General features: G+C 61.5%; 15 protein-coding genes, 3 tRNA genes and 1 pseudogene. 4 read left to right on the forward strand and 15 right to left on the reverse strand.

The window, feature by feature from the left end:
- Positions 1-202: 202 nt before the first annotated feature.
- The gene (locus tag UC34_RS20110; RefSeq protein ID WP_044456929.1) at positions 203-3142 is read left to right on the forward strand and encodes an autotransporter outer membrane beta-barrel domain-containing protein; all 2940 of its coding nucleotides are present in this window, start codon (positions 203-205) and stop codon (positions 3140-3142) included.
- Between the two features lie 76 nt (positions 3143-3218).
- On the opposite strand, the gene UC34_RS20115 is transcribed toward UC34_RS20110, so the two are convergent.
- From UC34_RS20115 to pgsA, 4 genes are all read right to left on the reverse strand, one after another.
- Positions 3219-3292 (reverse strand) — tRNA-Cys (locus tag UC34_RS20115).
- 116 nt (positions 3293-3408) lie between these two features.
- Positions 3409-3484, reverse strand: a tRNA-Gly gene (locus tag UC34_RS20120).
- Positions 3485-3533: 49 nt separating this feature from the next.
- Positions 3534-3609 (reverse strand) — tRNA-Gly (locus tag UC34_RS20125).
- 188 nt (positions 3610-3797) lie between these two features.
- Positions 3798-4391, reverse strand: coding sequence for a CDP-diacylglycerol--glycerol-3-phosphate 3-phosphatidyltransferase (gene pgsA / locus UC34_RS20130; RefSeq protein ID WP_044456930.1), 594 nt, complete (start codon positions 4389-4391; stop codon positions 3798-3800).
- Between the two features lie 254 nt (positions 4392-4645).
- On the opposite strand from pgsA, the gene kch reads away from it, so the two are divergent.
- Positions 4646-5818 (forward strand): voltage-gated potassium channel protein, encoded by a 1173-nt coding sequence (gene kch, locus UC34_RS20135; protein WP_237165165.1) that lies wholly within the window; start codon positions 4646-4648, stop codon positions 5816-5818.
- A gap of 134 nt (positions 5819-5952) precedes the next feature.
- On the opposite strand, the gene uvrC is transcribed toward kch, so the two are convergent.
- Complete coding sequence (gene uvrC, locus UC34_RS20140) at positions 5953-8400, reverse strand: excinuclease ABC subunit UvrC (RefSeq protein ID WP_237165166.1); 2448 nt, start codon at positions 8398-8400, stop codon at positions 5953-5955.
- 206 nt (positions 8401-8606) lie between these two features.
- Here uvrC and earP point away from each other — a divergent pair, with 206 nt between their 5' ends.
- Both earP and efp read left to right on the forward strand, forming a co-directional pair.
- Positions 8607-9875, forward strand: coding sequence for an elongation factor P maturation arginine rhamnosyltransferase EarP (gene earP, locus UC34_RS20145; RefSeq protein WP_044456931.1), 1269 nt, complete (start codon positions 8607-8609; stop codon positions 9873-9875).
- Between the two features lie 138 nt (positions 9876-10013).
- Positions 10014-10571 carry an elongation factor P gene (gene efp / locus UC34_RS20150; protein ID WP_044456932.1) on the forward strand — a complete coding sequence of 186 codons (558 nt, stop codon included), beginning with the start codon at positions 10014-10016 and terminating at the stop codon, positions 10569-10571.
- A 246-nt stretch (positions 10572-10817) separates the two neighbouring features.
- Here the strand turns inward: efp and nagZ are convergent, their stop codons facing one another.
- The 10 genes and pseudogenes from nagZ to UC34_RS20200 form a co-directional block, all read right to left on the reverse strand.
- Positions 10818-11852 carry a beta-N-acetylhexosaminidase gene (gene nagZ, locus UC34_RS20155; protein WP_044456933.1) on the reverse strand — a complete coding sequence of 345 codons (1035 nt, stop codon included), beginning with the start codon at positions 11850-11852 and terminating at the stop codon, positions 10818-10820.
- 34 nt (positions 11853-11886) lie between these two features.
- A complete protein-coding gene (gene acpS / locus UC34_RS20160; RefSeq protein WP_044456934.1) occupies positions 11887-12378 on the reverse strand; it encodes a holo-ACP synthase in 492 nt (163 codons plus the stop codon).
- 83 nt (positions 12379-12461) lie between these two features.
- Positions 12462-13223: a pyridoxine 5'-phosphate synthase gene (gene pdxJ / locus UC34_RS20165; RefSeq protein ID WP_044456935.1), complete on the reverse strand. Its 762-nt coding sequence runs from the start codon at positions 13221-13223 to the stop codon at positions 12462-12464.
- On the reverse strand, positions 13220-14233 hold the full coding sequence (recO, locus tag UC34_RS20170; RefSeq protein ID WP_044456936.1) for a DNA repair protein RecO: 1014 nt from the start codon (positions 14231-14233) through the stop codon (positions 13220-13222). Before recO ends, pdxJ begins: the two co-directional genes overlap by 4 nt.
- Positions 14220-15113 (reverse strand): GTPase Era, encoded by an 894-nt coding sequence (gene era, locus UC34_RS20175; protein ID WP_044456937.1) that lies wholly within the window; start codon positions 15111-15113, stop codon positions 14220-14222. Before era ends, recO begins: the two co-directional genes overlap by 14 nt.
- 66 nt (positions 15114-15179) lie before the next feature.
- Positions 15180-16265 (reverse strand): annotated as a pseudogene (gene rnc / locus UC34_RS20180) (ribonuclease III); the annotation flags it as partial.
- A gap of 270 nt (positions 16266-16535) precedes the next feature.
- Positions 16536-17450, reverse strand: a complete 915-nt coding sequence (gene lepB / locus UC34_RS20185; RefSeq protein WP_044456938.1) for a signal peptidase I — start codon at positions 17448-17450, stop codon at positions 16536-16538.
- Positions 17451-17468: 18 nt separating this feature from the next.
- Complete coding sequence (lepA, locus tag UC34_RS20190; protein ID WP_044456939.1) at positions 17469-19274, reverse strand: translation elongation factor 4; 1806 nt, start codon at positions 19272-19274, stop codon at positions 17469-17471.
- Between the two features lie 184 nt (positions 19275-19458).
- Positions 19459-19704, reverse strand: coding sequence for a glutaredoxin family protein (locus tag UC34_RS20195; RefSeq protein ID WP_044456940.1), 246 nt, complete (start codon positions 19702-19704; stop codon positions 19459-19461).
- Between the two features lie 9 nt (positions 19705-19713).
- A complete protein-coding gene (locus tag UC34_RS20200) occupies positions 19714-21225 on the reverse strand; it encodes a DegQ family serine endoprotease (RefSeq protein WP_052811149.1) in 1512 nt (503 codons plus the stop codon).
- Between the last annotated feature and the right edge of the window lie 12 nt (positions 21226-21237).

Here is a 21237-nt window from a genome sequence, read left to right on the forward strand (position 1 = left end):
CCTCGCGTGGCAAATAAACTCGTCCGACTAGGACTTTAGTCCAATGCGCCGCAGGCGCGTGTGGGGCAGATTTCGTATTGCCGGGAAAATCGGGGCATGGACGGGAGTTTGCCGCTTCAGTCTTCGGTTGCCTCCCACGGGCTGCTTACGAAGCGCCACACCGACCCATCATCCCGCAAAACAACAAGACCACGATACCGCAATGCCGCACTCCCAATACCTACCCAAGCGAAAAGCACTGGTCATCGCACTGTCTGCGATGGCGGTGAATGGCGTGCCGAATTCGGCGGTGGCAGGCCCCTGCACGGTGATGGGAGTGTCATCTCAGTGCCTACACGTCGTCACTAACGCGGCAAATAGCTTCGTACTCGGCGCTAGCTCAAACCTTGCAATAAATAACGAATATTCAATCGGTATTGCCGCGAACGTGAATAATCTGACTGTTAACCTCTATAGCGGCTACCTCATATCCCGAGGTTTTTCGGCAGTGGTGAACCAAGGCATGCTTTATGCGTTGTTCAACGGCGCCAATGTAAGCAGCGACCAATCCGGCGTTCTCAATATCGGCTCTATTGATGTGGTACGTAACGAGCCTAACACTACTATTGAAGGGCGGTACGGGCTGCAGAACGGTGTCTTAGGCTCCTTGGGCACCAGCTATCCCGGCACGATAGACTACTTTAAAAACTTAGGCACCATCTCCGGAACGGTGTCAGGCATCTATAACGTCTCCACTATCGGCTCCGTCGAAAACCTCAGCTTGATCTCAGGAACCACCAACGGCATTGACAATAGCGGATACATCGGGACCATCACCAACTCAGGATTGATTCACGGCGATGACGCCGCCATTTCCGTGGCTCCCACCGGGATTATCGGTACGCTGACAAATACCGGAACAATCTCCGGTGGGATCGCAGGCAATCCGAACAACGGTACCGCTAGCGCTATTCGGAACTACGGCACCATTGGCGCTATCTCGAATGACGGGACTATCACAGCGGGCTGGGGGGGAATTGCTAACTGGAGCGGCGGTTCCATCACCTCGGTGACCAACACTGGAATAATCACTCAGACGGGACCGTATGGATTTGGGGTGGCTACCGGTGGAGTTATCGGTACGTTGACCAATAGCGGTACGATCAGCGCCAACATCGCTGTCGATGTAGACGCGCCGGGACCTGCACCAGCCCCGGGAACGATCGGCACACTGATCAATTCCGGTCTGATCTCCGGCTCCGATGCGGCGATCGTCGTCGTTGGCTCTCTGAGCGGGGCATTGCTCGGCACCGTTGTCAACACAGGAGTCATTGCTGGACGGATCTTGAATAGCAGCCACAATGACCTCACCATCAGCGGCGGCACTTCGATATTCGGCACGCTGACCGGATATGGCGGTAGCCCAGGCACGCTCGCCCCCATTGGTCTGATCGACAACGGAGCCAGTAATCTGACGCTCTCGGGCAGTCTGCTGCTTAACGACAATGTCATGACCGGAACGCTGGTCAATACTGCCGGGGTCCTTCAGGTCAATAACCCGATCACCATCACCGGCAACTACCACCAATATTCGGATGCCACCTTACGTATCGGGGTGGCGAATGGTGCAAGCGCCAATGGCCTGACGACCGACACCGGCTATGGCAGGTTGGTCGTCTCCGGCGATGTGACGATCGATCGCGGCGCGAGCGTCCAGTTGACCAGTGCCAGCACCAGCGCCGCATACGGTTTCGCCAAGGGTCAACGGTTCGTGGTGATGCAGGCGACGACCGCGGCCGCCGTGAATTACAACGCCAGTTCGCTCAACTACGGCATTCTTGGTGCCCGCTATGCCCTGACCGGCGCAGAGGTCCGAGATGCAGCAACCAACACCGACAATCTGGTCGTCACTGTCGGCGAGAAGCTTCCGGATCCGACGCCGCCCGACCCCGGGACCGGCACGACACCGTCGAATCCACCTCAAACCTCGACGCCCACCCTGACGCCAACACCCCCCTCCGCCCCGGCACCGATCCGGCCGACCACACGCAACGCCCTCGCCTCGTTCGGTGGCCTGCAAAGCTACACCGGGATCAGCGATCCGGGGCTGCTGGGTCTCTACAACGCGTCGCTTGCCATCGGTAGCGTGAGCGAAGCGAATCGCGCCGGGGCGCAGCTTTCACCGGCGCAGCAACTCGCCGCCTCGAGGGCCGCAGCCGCACCGACGTTCAACGCTCTTGCACTCACCGGCGCTCGTGCCGATGCGTTGCGGCTGGCGCAAGCCGGGCTCAGCGGCGTTGCCACCGGTGATGGCGGACCGTCGTTCGGTGTGTGGGGGCAAGCGTTCGGTGGGCACGCCAGCCAGGGCATGGTCGACGACATCGCAGGCTACAGCGCGAACTATGGCGGCCTGATGTTCGGTGTCGATCGGGCGATTGGCGACAAATGGCTCGCGGGCGGCGCATTCTCTTTCAGTCACACGAAAATCAACGGTTCAGACGACAACTCGGGCAGTTCAACGCAGGTCAACGGCTATGGCTTGCTCGCTTACGCCAGCTATCTCGGATCACCGTGGTACGTGAATCTGTCGGGCGGTATCGTGCAACAGCGCTACAACACCACGCGCGTGGTCAACTTCACGGGATTCTCCGGCGTGGCGAGTGGTGCGTTCTCGGGACAGCAATATGTTGCGCGCACCGAGTTCGGGTATCCGCTGGCGCTGGGCAGCAGCACGCTCACGCCGCTCGCGAGCCTGACCTACAGCTATTTGCATCAAGGCAGCTATACGGAGACCGGTGGCAATGGGGCCGCGCTATCAGTGGGAACCTCGCACGCGAGTTCTTTGCGCAGCGCGCTGGGCGCACGACTGGAACGCGCATTCGCGACACGCTACGGCGACATCGTGCCGTTCGCGCAAGCGCAATGGATTCACGAATTCGTGAATTCACGTGCCGTCACCGGGGCGAGCTACGCGGGCGACTTTACGGGAGAGACGGCGTTCACAGCGGTTGGGCCATCGCCGGTGCGCGACCTCGCCGACCTCACGCTGGGCGCGACGCTCGTGCGTAGCAACAACCTGTCGCTCACCGCGCGTTACGAACTTCAGGTCGGTTCGCGTTTCGTTTCGCAAACGGCGAGCCTGCGATTGCAGCAACGCTTTTGAGGATAGCGCGCCGTGAAAACGGCGCAGGAACGACGCTGGAAAAGAAAAAGCCCTGACATGTCAGGGCTTTTAAATTTGGAGGCGGGAGTCGGAATCGAACCGGCGTACACGGCTTTGCAGGCCGCTGCATGACCACTCTGCCATCCCGCCATCGGGATATGCTGCCGCATTGTAACCGCTCGCTGTTGCCATCGAGGGCGCCCGTCGGATCGATCGCCGTGGGCTTTTCGGCAAATAAAAAGGGAAGCCAGGCTTCCCTCTGGATTTGGAGCGGGAGACGAGTCTCGAACTCGCGACCTCAACCTTGGCAAGGTTGCGCTCTACCAACTGAGCTACTCCCGCATGACACCGAACACCAAGGATCAACTCACTTAATGTCCAGTGTGAAAACTGGAGCGGGAGACGAGTCTCGAACTCGCGACCTCAACCTTGGCAAGGTTGCGCTCTACCAACTGAGCTACTCCCGCATTTTCATGCGTACTACCAATCCATCAACTTCTTAAAACTTCGCTGCCGGGCTAACGCCGTAGCAGCGAGAAGGAGATTATGTCTAAACAGCGATTCAGTGTCAAGCACCTGCACCGAAAATTTGTGAAGTTTTTTCTCCTTCACTGCGCCGTTGCCGCATACATCTCCCACTTTCAGAGACTTACGCTCACATCTGCGCGCCACCACGCTCGCGAATCTGTGGCCACGCGCGGCGCAGATAATACAACATCGACCACAATGTGAGAACCGCCGCCACGTAAATCAGCCACGTTCCCCAGAATCGCGAGTCGAATCGCAACCCGTTCCACACCAGCGTGCCGTTGAACAACAACAGCGGAATCGCCACCATCTGCGCAGCCGTCTTGATCTTGCCCAACTGGTGCACCGCCACGCTACGCGACGCGCCAATATGCGCCATCCACTCGCGCAGCGCGGAAATCGTGATCTCCCGGCCAATGATGATCAACGCCACCAACGCATTGATCCGGCCCATCTGCAACAACATCAGCAGCGCCGCCGCCACCATCAGCTTGTCCGCCACCGGGTCCAGAAACGCCCCGAAGGCCGACGTCTGATTCCATCGCCGCGCCAGAAATCCGTCGAACCAGTCCGTCAGCGCCGCGAGCACGAAGATCGCGCACGCCACCCAGTTCATTTCGACCGACGATAACCACGTGCTCGGCAAGTAGTAGACGCCGACCACCAGCGGGATCAGCACGATCCGAAGCCAGGTCAGGAATATGGGGACATTGAAAGGCATGGCAGCATGAGTTCGGCAAACGGCAGTCGACACACGGCGCGCTCGGCAGCCGTACCAGACCCGCATTGTGCCGTGTCTGCCCCGTAGCGACAAGGCCGCGGCACCTCACGCCTGTTGACATGTGCGTCGGTGTGCCCCTATCTTGCTCGCAACATCCCGCCAATAGCGCCGATCTCGTGAAACCGCCCCGGCCCCAGACCACCCTGAGTCAAACTGCGCGTGGTGCACTGCGCCGGACACGACTTCCCGCGCACGTGATCATCGCCGTGCTCGTCGGCATCGACGGACTGCTGCTCCTCGCCTCCGTCCTCCTGCGCGTGCCCGGCTCGCTCCTGATCGATCTTTTCGTGCGCGGCGACATGCGCGCGCTCGAGCGTATCGATGCGATGCATCTGCCGCGTTTTCTCTTCGGGCTGAACGCCATCGAGCGTATCGACTTCTCGCATCTGCCGCGCGCCCTCGTCGGCTTCGCGCTGCTCGCGCTGGCGTGCGGACTCGTCATTCGCGCACGCACGGCGTGGGCCTTCACGCTGGTGATGCTCACGCTTGCCGCCGTCATCAATTTCCATCTCGACATTCGCTTCGATCTGACATTCGTGCTCTCGCTCGTCTGTCTCGGCCTGTTGCTCTGGTACTGGCGAGAATTCGACCGGGCGAGCTTCGCCGCCGCCACGCTCTACACGCTCGTGGCCGTCTTCGCGCTGGTGGTGTACGCGACATTCGGTACGATGTACCTCGGCCATGAGTTCAAGCCCAACGTCGTCGATCTGCCTACCGCGTTCTACTTCTCGATCGTGACGATGACGACCGTCGGCTATGGGGATATCGTGCCGGTCACCACCGATGCGCGTCTGTTCACCGCATCGGTCATCATCTTTGGGATCAGCGCATTCGCGACATCGCTGACCGTCGTCATCGGGCCGCTGGTCGGGGGCAACCTCAAGAAAATTCTCGCGGGGAGATTCACGCACGTGATACGAAAGAACCACTTCATCGTGGCGGGCGCATCGCCGCTTGCCATCAATGTTCATCACGAACTCACCCGACGCGGCTGGCCAGTGACGGTCATCATCGCCAGCGGTGCAGACAATCCCTATCCGGAAGGCGCCGATGTGATGCATGGCGACGCGAGCGACAACGCCGTGCTCACGCAAGCCGGTATCGGTCACGCCAAGGCGGTGCTGGCGTTGCGAGCGGACGATTCGGAGAACGCTTTCATCGTGCTTGCGGCCAAGGAAATCGCGCCTGCGGTGCGTACGATTGCGTCAGTGAACGACAGCAAACACCTGAGCAAGCTCAAGCGTGTTCAGCCGGACATGATTTTTGCGCCGCCCGTGGTCGGCGGCGAACTGCTCGCCCGCACGCTTTCCGGGGAGACGGTCGATAACGAGACCGTCATGCGGCTGCTGTTTCACGGCGATACGTGAGCTTCGGGGCAAAGGCCGACGAGGCAACGTTTGCACGGCGTTCAGACGAAGTTTCAGCGAAGTTTCAGCGATGTTTTGGCGATGTCTTAGCGTCATGCGTCTTCGGGATGCACAGCGGGCGCATCGCTCCCCCTTCAATGCAGCTGTCGATAGATCTGCTCGGCGAGCGTTGTCGAAATACCCTCGACACTCGCCAACTCATCGACGCTCGCTGACGCCACCCCCTGCAAGCCGCCGAAGCGCATGAGCAGACGCTGACGGCGCTTCGCTCCGATACCTTCGATCTCTTCGAGCCGTGAGGTCTGACGCGCCTTCGCACGCCTGGCGCGCATGCCGGTAATCGCAAAACGGTGCGCTTCGTCACGAATCTGCGCGATCAGCATCAGCACGGCACTCTCGCGCCCGAGTTCCAGCGGCGCACGACCGTCAGCGAAAATCAGCGTCTCGAGTCCCACTTTGCGGCCCTCGCCCTTGGCCACGCCAACCAACCGGCCAATGTCGATGCCCAGCTCGACAAACACCTGACGCGCCACCTCCACCTGCCCCTTGCCACCGTCGATCAGCACGAGTTGCGGTAGGTTGGCCTCCACGTCCGAAGCGTTCGGCGCGACAGACGCGCTCGGCGTAGTCATGGGGTCTGGCGTGTTGGTCTCAGTGACGTCGCCCGACTCGCCATCCGCAAGCACGGCGGTATCGGCTTCGGCACGCGCGACGTCAGCGGCGACGGATGATGGGTCCGCAGCATCGGTGACGCTCGACGCGGCCGCCTCCATCAGACGCCCGTAGCGGCGCGTGAGTACCTGACGCATTGCGGCGTAATCGTCGCCCGGCGTTATCCCCGCGATGTTGTACCGCCGGTATTCGCTCGTCTGCATCTTGTGATGATGGAAAACCACGCATGACGCCTGGGTAGCCTCCCCCTGCGTATGACTGATGTCGAAACACTCGACACGCAACAACGCCGGATCGTCGATATCGAGTCCGATCGTCTGTACAAGCTCTCGCGTACGCGCCTGCTGACTGCCCTGCTCCGTCAACAGTCGGGTCAGGGCAAGCTGCGCGCCTTGCAACGCCATGTCGAGCCACGCGCGACGTTGTCCCTGCGGTTGCCGCACCATCGCTATGCGACGCCCGGCCTGCTCGGACAGCGCCGCCAGCAATTCATCGCTGGGCAATGCGTGGCTCACGACGAGCACCGGCGGGACCGACTGCCCCAGATAGTGCTGCGCAACGAAAGCTTCGAGCAGGCGCGATTCGAGCGAGGCCGATGGCGTATCCGACGGCATGTCGCCGGCGATCTCTCCGGAAAGGGCGCTCGCCTCGTCCGTGTCCTCCCGGCCTCCGAGGGCCACCACTTCGTCTTCCTCGAATTCGTCGGCAATACCGCCCTCCACGCCGCGCTCGACGTGCGCCGGGAAGTAAGCCTTGTCGCCAAGATGCCGTCCGCCGCGCACCATCGCGAGGTTCACGCAGGCGCGTCCACCGGCGTAGGCCACCGCCAGAATGTCGGCGTCGACATCGCCCGCCGTCTCGACGGACTGCTGCTGCAGCACCCCGGACAACGCCTGCATCTGATTGCGCACAACCGCGGCCTGCTCGAACTGGAGCGCCTCGGCGTACGTCATCATCTTTTCTTCGAGCGCGCTGAGCACTTCGTTCTGCCGCCCCGAGAGAAAGGCCGCCGCATTGTTCACGTCGCGAGCGTAGTCCTCGTCGGTAATCGCACCAACGCACGGTGCGCTGCATCGCTCGATCTGATTGAGCAGGCACGGGCGCGTGCGATTGGCAAAAACGGAGTCCTCGCAGGTCCGTAACTGGAAGACCTTTTGCAGAATCTGGATGCTTTCGCGAACCGCCCATGCGCTCGGGAACGGTCCGAAATACTGCCCACGGCGATCCACCGAGCCGCGGTAATACGCCATGCGTGGGTACTTATGCTGCGTGAGCTTGAGGAACGGATACGACTTGTCGTCGCGAAACAGGATGTTGTAACGCGGATGCAGCGCCTTGATCAGATTGTTCTCGAGCAGCAGCGCCTCGGTTTCCGAGCGGGTGACGGTCGTCTCAAGCTTCGCGATACGCGCGACCATCAGCGCAATGCGCGGCGACAATTGCGTCTTGTTGAAGTAGCTCGACACCCGCTTCTTCAGGTTGCGCGCTTTGCCCACGTAGAGGACGTTGCCCGCTGCATCGTAGTAGCGGTAGACGCCCGGCAGGTTCGGCAACTGCGCAAGCACTTTGCGCGCGTCGAACAGGGGGGCATCGTTGGCGTCGTCGTCGGTGGCTGCATCTGCGTCTGCGGCTGTGTCTGCGTCTGCCTCCGGACGATTGGCTTTGCGAGAACGCTTCGACGGCGCGGCCTTGGACGGTTTCTGCAACTTGGCGGCAGCCACAGCACCGGCGGATTCAGTGACGGGGGCATTGGATTCAGCGGATCCGGCGGCACCGGCAGACTCGCCCGGTGTCGCGACCTTCGCCTGCGAAGTCGATGGTTGCGCAACGCCCTCAGCCGGTTCGGATGCAGCGGATCTGGCTTTGCGGGACTTGCGCGGCGGCGTGACGTCGTGGGCGTCTTCGGTCATGAACTCAAGCGATCGGAGTGTCCCCAAAGTGAAGCGCGGCGACGTGGGGCAAAGCGGCGAAGCGACGAGGCGGTTGAAGCGATCAAGCCAGCCAACGGCATCGGTCGAATGTCGGTCGCGCCGATCGCGTCGCCGCGCGACACCGTCGTCACGCGTCACAGGGACTAAAATCAGAAGTTTAGACCAATCCGCGTCTGCGCTTCTCAATGTCCCTGTCCGCCGCGTCCCCCTCCGCCCCCCCGATCCCGGCGCCCTTTCCCCTGGTGCCGCGTTGCGATCTCTTCTGCACCGTCGTCGACAATTTCGGCGATATCGGCGTGTGCTGGCGGCTCGCGCGGCAACTCGTGCGCGAGCATGGCTGGTCGGTGCGGCTGTGGGTCGACGACCTCGCAAGCTTCCGTTACCTGCGCCCCGATGTCGATCCGTCGCTCGCCCGGCAGCGCTGCGATGGCGTCGACGTGCGCCGCTGGGCGACCGAATTTGGCCCAGTGTCCGACATGACCGGCGAAACCCACGAAACCGATGACATCGCCCCCGGCGACATCGTGATCGAGGCATTTGCCTGCGAAATTCCGCACGCCTACGTCATGGCCATGCACGCGCGCAAGCAGGCGGGCAATGCGCCGGTGTGGATCAACCTTGAATATCTGAGCGCGGAAGATTGGGTCGACGAGGTCCATCTGCAAAAGTCAGTCCATCCGCAATTGGGCCTCGTCAAAACGTTTTTCCTGCCCGGATTCACGCCGCGCACCGGTGGGCTGATTCGCGAGCGCGAACTCTTTTCGCGGCGCGACGCGTTTCTCGCCTCCCCCGAACTGCGCGACGCGTGGTGGCAACGAACCGTCGGGCTGTGCGCCGCGCCGCAGGACGCGCTGATCGTGTCACTGTTCGCCTACGAGAACGCGGCGCTGCCGGCCCTGCTCACACAATGGTCGAGCAGCGACAGACCCATTGTCTGCCTGGTCCCGCAAGGCCGCATCTCGCCCGCCGTGGGCGAATGGTTCGGGCGCCAGCGTCTTGCGCCGCGCGAATCGGCGACGTGCGGCGCACTCACGGCTTACGGCCTGCCGTTCGTGCCGCAAAGCGACTTCGATGCGCTGTTGTGGGCCTGCGACGTGAATTTCGTGCGTGGGGAAGATTCGTTCGTGCGTGCGCAATGGGCGGCAAAACCGTTCGTCTGGCACATTTATCCGCAAAGCGAAAATGCCCATCACGTGAAACTCGACGCCTTTCTCGAGCGCTATCTCGACAACATGCCGACGGCGAATGCCCCATCGGGAAGCGCCGCGCGCGAAGCACTCAGGACCTTCTGGCATCTCTGGAACGGCTACGCGAGCACACCGCCGAACTGGCCGGCGTTGTTATCCGCATTGCCCGAGCTCAATCGTCACGCCCAGGACTGGGCAAGGGCTCAGGCGGGCTTGCCCGACCTCGCGCGACAGTTGGCAAGCTTCGCAGAAAATCAGGTAAAATAGCTGGTTTTTCAACGCTTTGCTGCTGAACCTGCTGCTCCGAGTCGCTTTGGGCGGACGCGGGAATCAAGCGGCGAATGGGCGTATGGAAGCGCTCAACAAGCGGCAAATCGCTTATTTCGTCACAGGATCTCGTTTTTTATGAAAACCGCTCAAGAACTCCGCGTCGGCAACGTCGTCATGATCGATGGCGAGCCGAACGTCGTGCTTCGCACCGAATACGTCAAGTCGGGCCGTAACTCCAGCGTCGTGAAGATGAAGTACAAGAAGCTGCTGTCGGAAGGCCGCGGCGAATTCGCGTACAAGGCCGACGACAAGTTCGACGTCGTGGTGCTCGACAAGAAGGAAGTGACCTACTCGTACTTCGCCGACCCGATGTACGTGTTCATGGACGCCGACTACAACCAGTACGAAGTCGAAGCCGAGAACATGGACAACGCCATCAAGTACCTCGAAGACGGTATGCCGTGCGAAGTCGTTTTCTACAACGACAAGGCGATCTCGGTCGAACTGCCGACGACCCTCGTGCGCGTTGTCGAATACACGGAACCGGCCGTCAAGGGCGATACGTCGTCGGGCAAGGTGCAGAAGAACGCCAAGATCAACGATCTGCTGGAAATTCAGGTTCCGCTGTTCGTCAACACCGGCGACAAGATCGAAATCGACACGCGTACCGACGAATACAAGAGCCGCGCCTAAGCGCCGGCTTGCGAGCGCAGTGCCCTGAGGTTGAGGCGCTGCGAGTCGTCAGGTAACACGTCAGGCAAAAAAGCGCTCCACCCTTCGGGGTCGAGCGCTTTTTGTTTGCGGGGTCCCGACGTCAGTGGACCGCGAAACGCAGGGATCTCGTCGACGCGAGCATCGACATCCGCCGCGCCAGCCCTGTCACCTTAGCCAGAGCCATCGGCGAGCGGCAGCGTGCATACGCCGCTCGCGTCAGCCGGCTTATCCGCCGAATGTCTCGGCGATCAGACGTTTCGCCGCCTGATACTCCGGCTGCGCCTGCATCTTTTCCCAGCCATGCACCTTGCCGCGGCCCTGAAGATGCTTGATACGGCGCTGCGATACGGTGTCGAGCGCCGGTTTCATTTCGCGCAGCAACCGATCGGCCTTCTCCGGGCTGTTGCAGATGAGCACCATGTCGCAACCGGCATCGAGCGCGGCATGCGCTGCCGTCACGACATCTCCGGCCGCACTCGCGCCCTGCATCGACAGATCGTCACTGAAAATCACGCCGTCGAAACCATACTTCCCACGCAGAATTTCCTTGAGCCATTTGGCCGAGAAGCCCGCGGGGTTCGGATCGACTTGCGGATAAATCACGTGCGCAGGCATCACCGCCGACAACGACATGCCGAGCCAGTCGTACGGCTGCGCATCCACGGACAGAATCTCGTCGAGCGAACGCTCATCCACGGGAATCTCGTGATGCGAATCGGCCGCGACGAAACCATGTCCCGGGAAATGCTTGCCGCAGTTCGCCATACCCGCGAGCAGCAGCCCATGATTCAGGCTCTTCGCGAGCATCGCGACAACGCGCGGGTCGGCATCGAACGCCCGGTCGCCGATGACCGTGGACGTGCCGTAATCGAGATCCAGCACAGGCGTAAAGCTCAGGTCGATGTCGCACGCGCGCAGCTCGGACGCCAGCACGTAGCCCACGGCCGTGGTCACGCGCGTCGCCTTGAACACGTCTTCGTGCCAGAGCTTGCCGAGCTTGCCCATGGCGGGCAGATGCGTGAAGCCGTCGGTACGGAAGCGTTGCACCCGCCCGCCTTCGTGGTCGACCGCAATCAGAATGTCGTCGCGCACATCGCGAATCTGCTTGGTGAGCGAACACAGCTGTGCACGGTCATCAAAGTTGCGGGCGAACAGAATGACGCCCCCGGTCAACGGATGCTCGATGCGACGGATGTCGTCTTCGCTGAGAGTCAGCCCGACGACGTCCAGCATCACCGGGCCAGGCCTGCGCTTCGTCATTGCGTTTTCTCCGATGCAATATTGCCCATGTTGCTTAACTTTTCCCTAAGTTTCGAGAGGCGATCGCAAACGCGACCGCATATTCCTTCTCGTCCGTGATCGAGATCTCGATCGACAGTTGCCGCTCGGCGAGCCATTGCACCAATTCCCCGGTCGCTACCACGACCGGCTTGCCCGACGGCTCGTTGAGCGTCTGCACCGCGCGCCACGTCATGGGCCAGCGCATGCCCAGGCCAATGGCCTTCGACACGGCTTCCTTCGCCGCGAATCGGGTGCACAGATACGCCAATCCACGTACCTCCGAGCGCTTCTGACGAGCGTGGTAGACCTTGAGTTCCTCCGGTCCGAGCACGCGCTCGGCGAATCGTCCCTGCGTGCGCTCCATCACGCCGACGACCCGGCTGATTTGCAGAATGTCCGTCCCCACACCGTAAAGCGTCGTCGCCCCCGAGACAGGGGTCGCGACGATTGCGCGCGCGGAGGAAGCCTCAGCGGTCGAGGAAGCGGATGGCGTGGTATCGCTCATGGAGTGGCGTATGGACAGGGCGTGGTGTGACGTGTCGACGGTAGCGGGCGGTAGCGGCGAGAGGCGGGCCAACGTGGCGCAGCTCAGCCGCGCGCAGCAATACGGCTCGCGACCATGATCGCCTTCATCTCGCGCACTGCATTCTCCCAACCGGCGAACAGTGCATGCGCGACGATGGCGTGTCCGATATTGAGTTCGGAGATGCCTTCGATCGCCGCGATGGGTTGTACGTTTTCGTAATGCAGACCGTGCCCGGCATTGACTCGCAACCCGAGCGACAACCCGAGCGCCACCGCACGCTCGATACGCGCAAACTCGGCCTCGCGCGTGGCGTCGTCGTGCGCTTCCGCATACCGGCCGGTGTGCAATTCGACGACCGGCGCCCCCATGCGCGCTGCCGCACGAATGGCGGCTTCATCCGGATCGATGAATAGCGACACGCGGCTGCCCGCCTCGCCGAGCCGTTGTGTCGCAGCGGCGATTCGGTCGTACAACCCGACGACATCCAGCCCGCCCTCCGTCGTCAACTCCTGACGGCTCTCCGGCACCAGACAGACATCGTGCGGCTTCACGCGGCACGCAATCGCCAGCATCTCTTCGGTCACCGCGCATTCGAGATTCATCCGCGTGATCAGCTTGTCGCGCAGATTGGCGACGTCCTCGTCGCGAATATGGCGACGGTCTTCACGCAGGTGCAACGTAATCACGTCGGCCCCGGCCTCTTCGGCCAGCAAGGCGGCCTTGATCGGGTCGGGATAGGCCGTACCTCGCGCGTTACGCACTGTCGCGACGTGATCGATGTTCACCCCGAGGTCGATGGGGTTGCCTTGGAAGAAGAGGCTCATAGTTTTTGCAGGTCGAGCAGGATCTGCCGGGTATTGAGCGGAACGCCGCCCAAATGGTGGTTGAGAAGAAAGCGCATGAGCAGCTTGCTTTGCTGCACGGTCTGCGCCCGCGAGTAGTCGTCTTGCTCCATGTCGAGCAGCGTTTGCCCGATGACGACAGGCCAATCCGTCGGTTCGTCGCCGCGTGCCGGACGCACGCCCCAGTCCGGATGAAATACGTAACGGCGATCGGCTGTGACCTTGCCGCGCGTTTGCGTGCATCGGTCGAAAGCCACGGCGTAGCCGGTCTCGCGCAACAGCACGCGCTCGAAGGCGCGCAAAATGATGCCCGCGGGCTCGCCATGCGCGAGATGATGCAGGGTCGTCAGGTAATGCTGGAAGAGCTTGTCGTGCGGGTCGTCCCGCGCGCAAAACTTCACGAGCAATTCGTTCAGATAGAAGCCGGAGAGCAGCGCGTCGCCTTCGAGCGGACGCAGCCCCCCCACCCACTCGGCCTTCGTCAGCGTACGCAGTTCGCCCTTGCCCAGCCACGCGAGCGAGAGCGGCTGAAACGTCTGAAGTACGCCACGCAGCGCAGAGTGCGGCCGCTTTGCGCCTTTCGCAACAAGGGCAATACGCCCATGGTCGCGTGTGAGCACGTCGATGATCAGACTGGTTTCGCGGTAGGGGTAGCTATGAAGGACAAAACCAGGTTGTTCGGTCACGCGGCTTTGCTCGCGCTCGGCCGAGCGCGCTGACGACGGTGTACGCCGCACCCTTTTGGTTTCGCCCTGAGCGTCGTGCCGCGTCCCGCGACCGGCGCCCTCGGTGTTGGCTTCGGCATGGTGAAACGCCTCCGACGCCGCATCGTCAATGGCGCGGGTGCGTGTGCTGCGGGTCTGACGCGCGGGACGGGTCCCCGTCGCCGACGAGGAAGTCCCACGTGATGCTCGCGAAGCACCGCCCGCCGGGGTTACCTCGGCTGCCGTTGCCGTGTCGTCGCGTGGCGTGTCCAGCTCACTCGTAGCCATATGCCCGCAGGCCGGCGTCGTTGTCGGCCCAGCCGCTCTTCACTTTGATGAAGACTTCCAGGTAGACCGGACCGTCGAAAAGCTTTTCCATGTCGTGACGCGCATCGGTGGAAATTTGCTTGAGCTTCGCGCCCTTGCTACCGATGATCATCGCCTTGTGGTTGTCACGCTCGACCAGCACGCTCGCAAAAATGCGGCGCAAACGGCCTTCCTGCTCGTACTTGTCGATGATGACGGTGCTGGTGTACGGGATTTCGTCACCCGTCCAGCGAAACACCTTTTCACGCAGAATCTCCGCCGCCATGAAGCGCTCGCTGCGATCGGTCAGGTCGTCTTCACCATAGATCGGCTCGCCTTCGAGCAGGTACGGGCGAAGCACGCCGAGCAAGTGCTTGATGTCGTCTGCGCGCTTGGCCGACAGCGGCACGATTTCGCGGAAATCGCGCACCTCACTGACCTTGCGCAGGAACAGCAGCATCTCCTCAGCGCTGTTCATGCGATCGCGTTTGTTGACGATGAGCAGTACGGGCGTCGTCTCAGGCAGCAGGTTGAGCACCTTCTCGTCGTCCGGGCCGAAATTGCCGGCTTCGATGACGAACATCACAACGTCGACGCTCGACAGCGTAGACGTCACGGCGCGATTGAGCGAACGGTTCAGTGCGGTCGCGTGGCGTGTCTGAAAACCCGGGGTGTCGACGAAGATGTACTGCGCGTCTTGCGTCGTGTTGATGCCGGTGATGCGGTGTCGCGTCGTCTGCGCCTTGCGCGACGTAATACTGATCTTCTGACCGACGAGGGCGTTGAGCAGCGTCGATTTGCCGACGTTCGGACGCCCGACGATCGCCACGGTGCCGCAGCGAAAATCCGTCTTATCGTTCATGATTGGAAACTCTCTTGAAACGGGGGAAGCGCCTCGCGCTCGCCCCCCAAATGGAACTCAGGCAGCCGCCGGAGGTTGCTTCGCGACGTCGGCTTTATCAGCCGCCTTGTCAGTCGACTTGTCCGTCGCTTTATCCGCTGCTTTATCCGTCGCCTTCTCGGCAGGCTTCTCGGCGGACTTCTCAACGGGCTTCTCGGTCGCCTTCTCCGCCAGTGCAGCCGTACCGCGTGGCGCGCCATGACTCGAGGCCGTCATTGCAGGCGCCATCGTCGAACCGGCGCCGGTATCGCGCGCGTCCTTCGGTTCACGAGGCTCCTTTGCGTCCCTCGGCTCCTTCGCCTCTTTCGACTCCACCGATGCAGTGGACGCCGCCTGCCCGGCCTTCTCCGCCTTTTTCGCTTCGGACGCCGCCGCTTTCGCCGCCCGCTTCTTTGCCGCCTTGGCGCTCTTCTCCGCCTTGGGCTTGGCCAGCGCAGGCATCTTCTGCACCTCTTCGAGCGCCTTCTTTGCCGCCGCTTGTTCCGCAGCACGACGGCTCGCCCCCGAGCCACCGACCTTGATGTCGAGCTTCGGCACCGTACACTCAACCTCGAACTGCTGGTTGTGCGCAGCGCCGTGGGTGGCGATCACCGTGTACTGCGGCAGCGCAATCTTGTGACCTTGCAGATATTCCTGCAGCAGCGTCTTGGCGTCTTTACCGAGCGTTTTCGGATCGACGTGTTCGAGCACCGGCGTGTAAAGACGCTCGATTACCGCGTAGGCCGCTTCGAAACCGCCGTCGAGGTACATCGCCCCGAACAACGCTTCGAGCGTGTCGGCCAGAATCGACGGACGACGGAAACCGCCGCTCTTGAGCTCGCCCTCGCCTAAGCGCAGGAAATCGGAAACGCCAAGCGTCTGCGCGATCTCATACAGCGACTGCTGCTTCACGAGATTGGCACGCACACGAGAGAGGTCGCCTTCGTCGAGCTTGCCGTAGCGACGGAACAGAATCGCTGCGACCGAACAGTTCAGAATGGAATCGCCGAGAAACTCCAACCGCTCATTATTGGCGGCACTGTGGCTACGGTGCGTCAGTGCTTGGCAAAGCAATTCCGCATCGTGGAAACGATACTGGAGGCGTTCTTCCAGTTGGTTGAGAGATTGAGGCATGGCGCAAGTATAGCGCGACGCTCCCGCCCCAGCGCGCGTCGTCGCCAAGAAACGACGGGCTTTACCGCCGTGTGGCGGGCTTTTCGGACTCGCGTGAGGGCGGTGAACCGGACATTTCCGAACTCGGGACGGATCGGTCCCTTCGGCAGTCCTCACTCGTCGCTTCTTTTATTTCTTTTTCAAAAACAATAATGCGGAAAATGACGAATTACGCCAATTTCCGCATCAATTTAACATTGCCGGCGGGATATCCCACCGTGGCCGCAGTCTTTACTGGAAGCTGCCCAAACGCTTCAGATTCGAGAAGTTCATCCAGATGAAGAATGCACGACCGACGATGTTTTCTTCCGGGACAAAACCCCAGTATCGACTATCCGCGCTGTTATCGCGGTTGTCGCCCATCATGAAGTAGTTACCTGGCGGCACCTTGCAGATCACGCCCTGACTGTTGTACTGGCAGTTCTGCTTGTTCGGAAAGTCGTCGGCGCCCATGATGTACGGCGGCACGTTCGGATCGTTCAGAATACGATTCTTGACCCCGCCCACCGTCTCTTCGAACTGCTTGAAGTAGGCGATATGCTCGTCGTCGAAATAATCCGGCAACGCCGTTTCGGGCACAGGTTGCCCATTGATCGTCAGCTTCTTGTTCTGGTAGGCCACCACGTCGCCCGGCACACCGATCACACGCTTGATGTAGTCCATGGACTCATCTTTCGGATAACGGAACACTACAACGTCGCCGCGCTTCGGTTCACCCAGCGGGATGATCTTCTTGTTGATCACCGGCAGACGGATACCGTAGTCGAACTTGTTGACGAGAATGAAATCGCCGACGAGCAGGGTCGGGATCATCGATCCGGACGGAATCTTGAACGGTTCGACCACGAACGAGCGCAGCACGAACACCGCCAGAATCACCGGGAAGAAGCTCGCGGAATATTCGAGCCACCAAGGTTGACGCAGCTTCTCGTCACGCAATTTCGCACGTGCACTCGCAAGTGCGCTGCCTTCCTGCGAACCAGAGCCCTGAACACCGGAACCCTGCAACGCCAGTTGCTGCTGATCGAATTGCGCCACAGCGTTCTGTGCTGCCCGGCGGCGCGCCGGTTGAAACACCAACTTGTCGGCCACCCAGGCCACCCCGGTCACCAGCACCAGGATCAAAAGAATCAGGGCGAAATTCATGCGGGACCTGTCGCTACGTTATTTGTCTTCGACTTGCAAAATGGCAAGGAACGCTTCCTGAGGAATTTCAACGCTCCCCACCTGCTTCATGCGCTTCTTACCTTCCTTCTGTTTCTCAAGCAGCTTCTTCTTACGCGTGATGTCGCCACCATAGCACTTCGCCAGAACGTTCTTGCGCAAGGCCTTGATGTTTTCACGGGCAATGATGTTCGCACCGATCGCCGCCTGAATCGCCACGTCGTACATCTGACGCGGAATGATTTCCCGCATCTTCGCCGCGACTTGCGCGCCGCGACGGCGACTCTCGGAACGGTGAACGATGATCGACAGGGCGTCGACCTTGTCACTGTTGATGAGCATGTCGACCGTGACGACATCCGACGCGCGATACTCCTTGAACTCGTAGTCCATCGACGCGTAACCGCGCGACACCGACTTCAGACGATCGAAGAAATCGAGCACGATTTCGGCCATCGGAATTTCGTAGATCAGACGGACCTGACGGCCGTGGTACTGCATGTCGATCTGAATACCACGTTTTTGCTGACACAACGTGACGACCGAGCCGACATACTCCTGCGGCATGTACAAATTCACCGTGACGATCGGCTCGCGAACTTCCTCGATACGGCCCGGATCCGGCATCTTCGACGGGTTTTCGACGGACACCACGGTGCCGTCGCGCTCCGTCACCTCATAAATCACGGTCGGTGCCGTGGTAATGAGGTCCATGTCGAACTCGCGCTCCAGACGCTCCTGCACGATTTCCATGTGCAGCAACCCCAGGAAGCCGCAGCGGAAGCCGAAGCCCAGCGCCTGCGAGACTTCAGGCTCGTATTGCAGCGACGCATCGTTGAGCTTGAGCTTTTCAAGCGACTCACGCAGCGCGTCGTACTGGTTGGCTTCAACGGGATAAAGCCCGGCGAACACCTGCGGTTTGACTTCCTTGAAGCCCGGCAGCGGCGCATCGGCCGGTTTGGTCGTCGTGGTCACGGCGTGCGTGACCGTATCGCCCACCTTCGCAGCACCGAGTTCCTTGATGCCCGAGATGATGAAGCCGACCTGCCCCGCCGAGAGTGCCGCGAGCTGCTTCGACTTGGGCGTGAACACGCCGACCTGCTCGACCAGATGGCTCGACCCCGTGGCCATCAGGTGAATCTTTTCCTTCGGCTTGAGCGTTCCGTTCACGACGCGCACGAGCATGACCACGCCCACGTAGCTATCGAACCACGAGTCGATGATCAACGCCTGCAACGGGGCATTCGCATCGCCCTTGGGCGGCGGCACCTTGGCGATCAGCGCTTCAAGCACGTCTTCCACACCGAGGCCGGTCTTCGCCGAGCAGCGCACGGCGTCGGTCGCTTCGATGCCGATAACGTCTTCGATCTCCTGGATCGCGTTCTCGGGCTCGGCAGACGGCAAATCGATCTTGTTGAGCACCGGAACCACTTCCACACCCAGTTCGATCGCCGTGTAGCAGTTCGCCACCGTCTGCGCTTCGACGCCCTGCGAAGCGTCGACCACGAGCAGCGCACCTTCGCACGCGGACAGCGAACGGCTCACTTCGTACGAAAAGTCGACGTGTCCCGGTGTATCGATGAGGTTGAGGTTATAGACCTTGCCGTCGCGCGCCTTGTATTGCAGCGCGGCCGTCTGCGCCTTGATGGTGATGCCACGCTCGCGCTCGAGGTCCATCGAGTCGAGGACGCGCGATTCCATTTCACGATCGGACAAACCGCCGCTCAGCTGGATGATGCGATCGGCCAGGGTCGATTTCCCGTGGTCGATGTGGGCGATGATCGAAAAATTGCGAATATGGTCCATGAGGCGGGCTATAGAAAAGTCGGTGCCATCGGATTCGGCTCGGCAGCGGCTTTCGAGAGAATCGGCAAACACGACATTTTAGCCGAAAGCGCAGCGATTCCGTCCGGAATCGCGCATATCTCGGCGATACATCGGCAATGACGGGAAGGTCCTGGCGTCGTTCTTGAGCGGGAGACGCGCGGCTTCAGTCCGATAGAAAGACGGCAGCCACGGCATTGGCGTCGAAATGATACCGGCACAGCTCGCGATCCCCCAGTGCAAGCACCGGCACGATCTCGTCGTATTTGGCTTCCAGCGCCGGATCGCTGTCGACATCGACGACGGTCACCGAGAAATCCCACGCCGGGCGCATCGCTTCGAGCGCCGCAAGCATGTCATCGCATAGATGACACCACTTGCGGCCGTACAGCGTGAACGCCGGCGCGGTCATGAGGCGAGCTTACTTGCCGCTCGGGGCACGCGGGCGCAGCGGCACGAACTGCGTCGCATCGCCACGTCGCACCAGGATCGGCACCAGACGCTTGGGGTCGAGCGCCTTGACCACTTCCTCGAACTGCTTGGCATTGGCGATGTCGGCGTCGCCCACTCGCAGAATGATGTCGCCCTGCTGGAGCCCCGCCCGACCGGCCGGCCCTTCCGCCAGCTCGACCTGCACCCCGCCACGCAGCTTCATGTCCTTCTTCTGCGCATCGGTCAGATCGGAGACGACCAGCCCAAGCGCGTTCGGATGCGGCGTGTCGGCACTGCCACCCTGCGCCTTCGACGCCTTGGGCGTGTCGGTATCGGCTTCGGCGATGGCGATCTTCAGATCCTGATTCTTGCCCTTGCGCAATACCTGCAGCGTGGCGCTGGAACCCGGCTTGGTTTCGCCCACCATACGCGGCAGATCGGTCGCGTGATCGACGGGGCGACCCTCGAACTTCATGATGATGTCGCCCGGCTGCACCCCCGCCTTCTCGGCCGGGCTGCCCGGCTCGACGCTACGCACGAGCGCGCCTTGCGCACGCGGCAGGCCCAGCGAATCGGCCACGTCCTTGCTGACTTCGCTGATCGCCACACCGATGCGCCCGCGCACGACCTTGCCCGTCTTCTTGAGCTGGTCGACCACACGCATGACTTCATCGATCGGAATCGCGAACGAAATGCCCATGAAGCCACCGGTCTGGCTGTAGATCATCGAATTGATGCCCACCACCTCACCGCGCATGTTGATCAGCGGACCACCGGAATTGCCCGGATTCACGGCAACGTCCGTCTGGATGAACGGCAGGTAATCCCCCGTATCGCGCCCCTTGGCCGACACGATGCCCGACGTTACCGTATTTTCGAGTCCGAACGGCGACCCGATCGCGACCACCCATTCGCCTACGCGAAGCCGGTTCGAATCGCCTACCGGCACGGTCGGCAGATCCTTGGCCTCGACCTTGACGACGGCAACGTCGGTGCGTTTGTCCGCGCCCACCAGCTTGGCCTTGAACTCGCGCTTGTCGGTCAGGGTGACGTAGATGCTGTCCGCCCCGTCGACAACGTGGGCGTTCGTCAGAATGTAGCCGTCATTCGAGACGATGAACCCCGACCCCACGCCGCTGTTCTGCTCCTCATCGGGCTGTGGCTGACCGCGTCGCGGCGTGCCCCCCTTCGGCCCAGGCTGCTGCGGCATGGGCACACCGAAGAAACGACGGAACAATTCGGCCATGTCGTCGTCCATGCCCGGCGGCAAGCCACGCTGATTGCGGCTAACGCGCTCGGTCGTCCGAATATTGACGACGGCAGGGCCGACGCGATCGACGAGTTGGGTGAAATCGGGAAGATTGCTGACTAGCGGTGCGTTCGACGACGCCGTTGCGCTGCTCGTCGCAGAGGCAGGGGCGGCAAACGCGGCGGGGGCTCCCGCCAGATGGGCGGCCATGGCGCCGCCGAGGATGACACGAAGCAGGAGAGTCTTCTTCATTGGAAGATCGTG

This window comes from Pandoraea vervacti, assembly GCF_000934605.2.
GTDB classification, from domain to species: domain Bacteria; phylum Pseudomonadota; class Gammaproteobacteria; order Burkholderiales; family Burkholderiaceae; genus Pandoraea; species Pandoraea vervacti.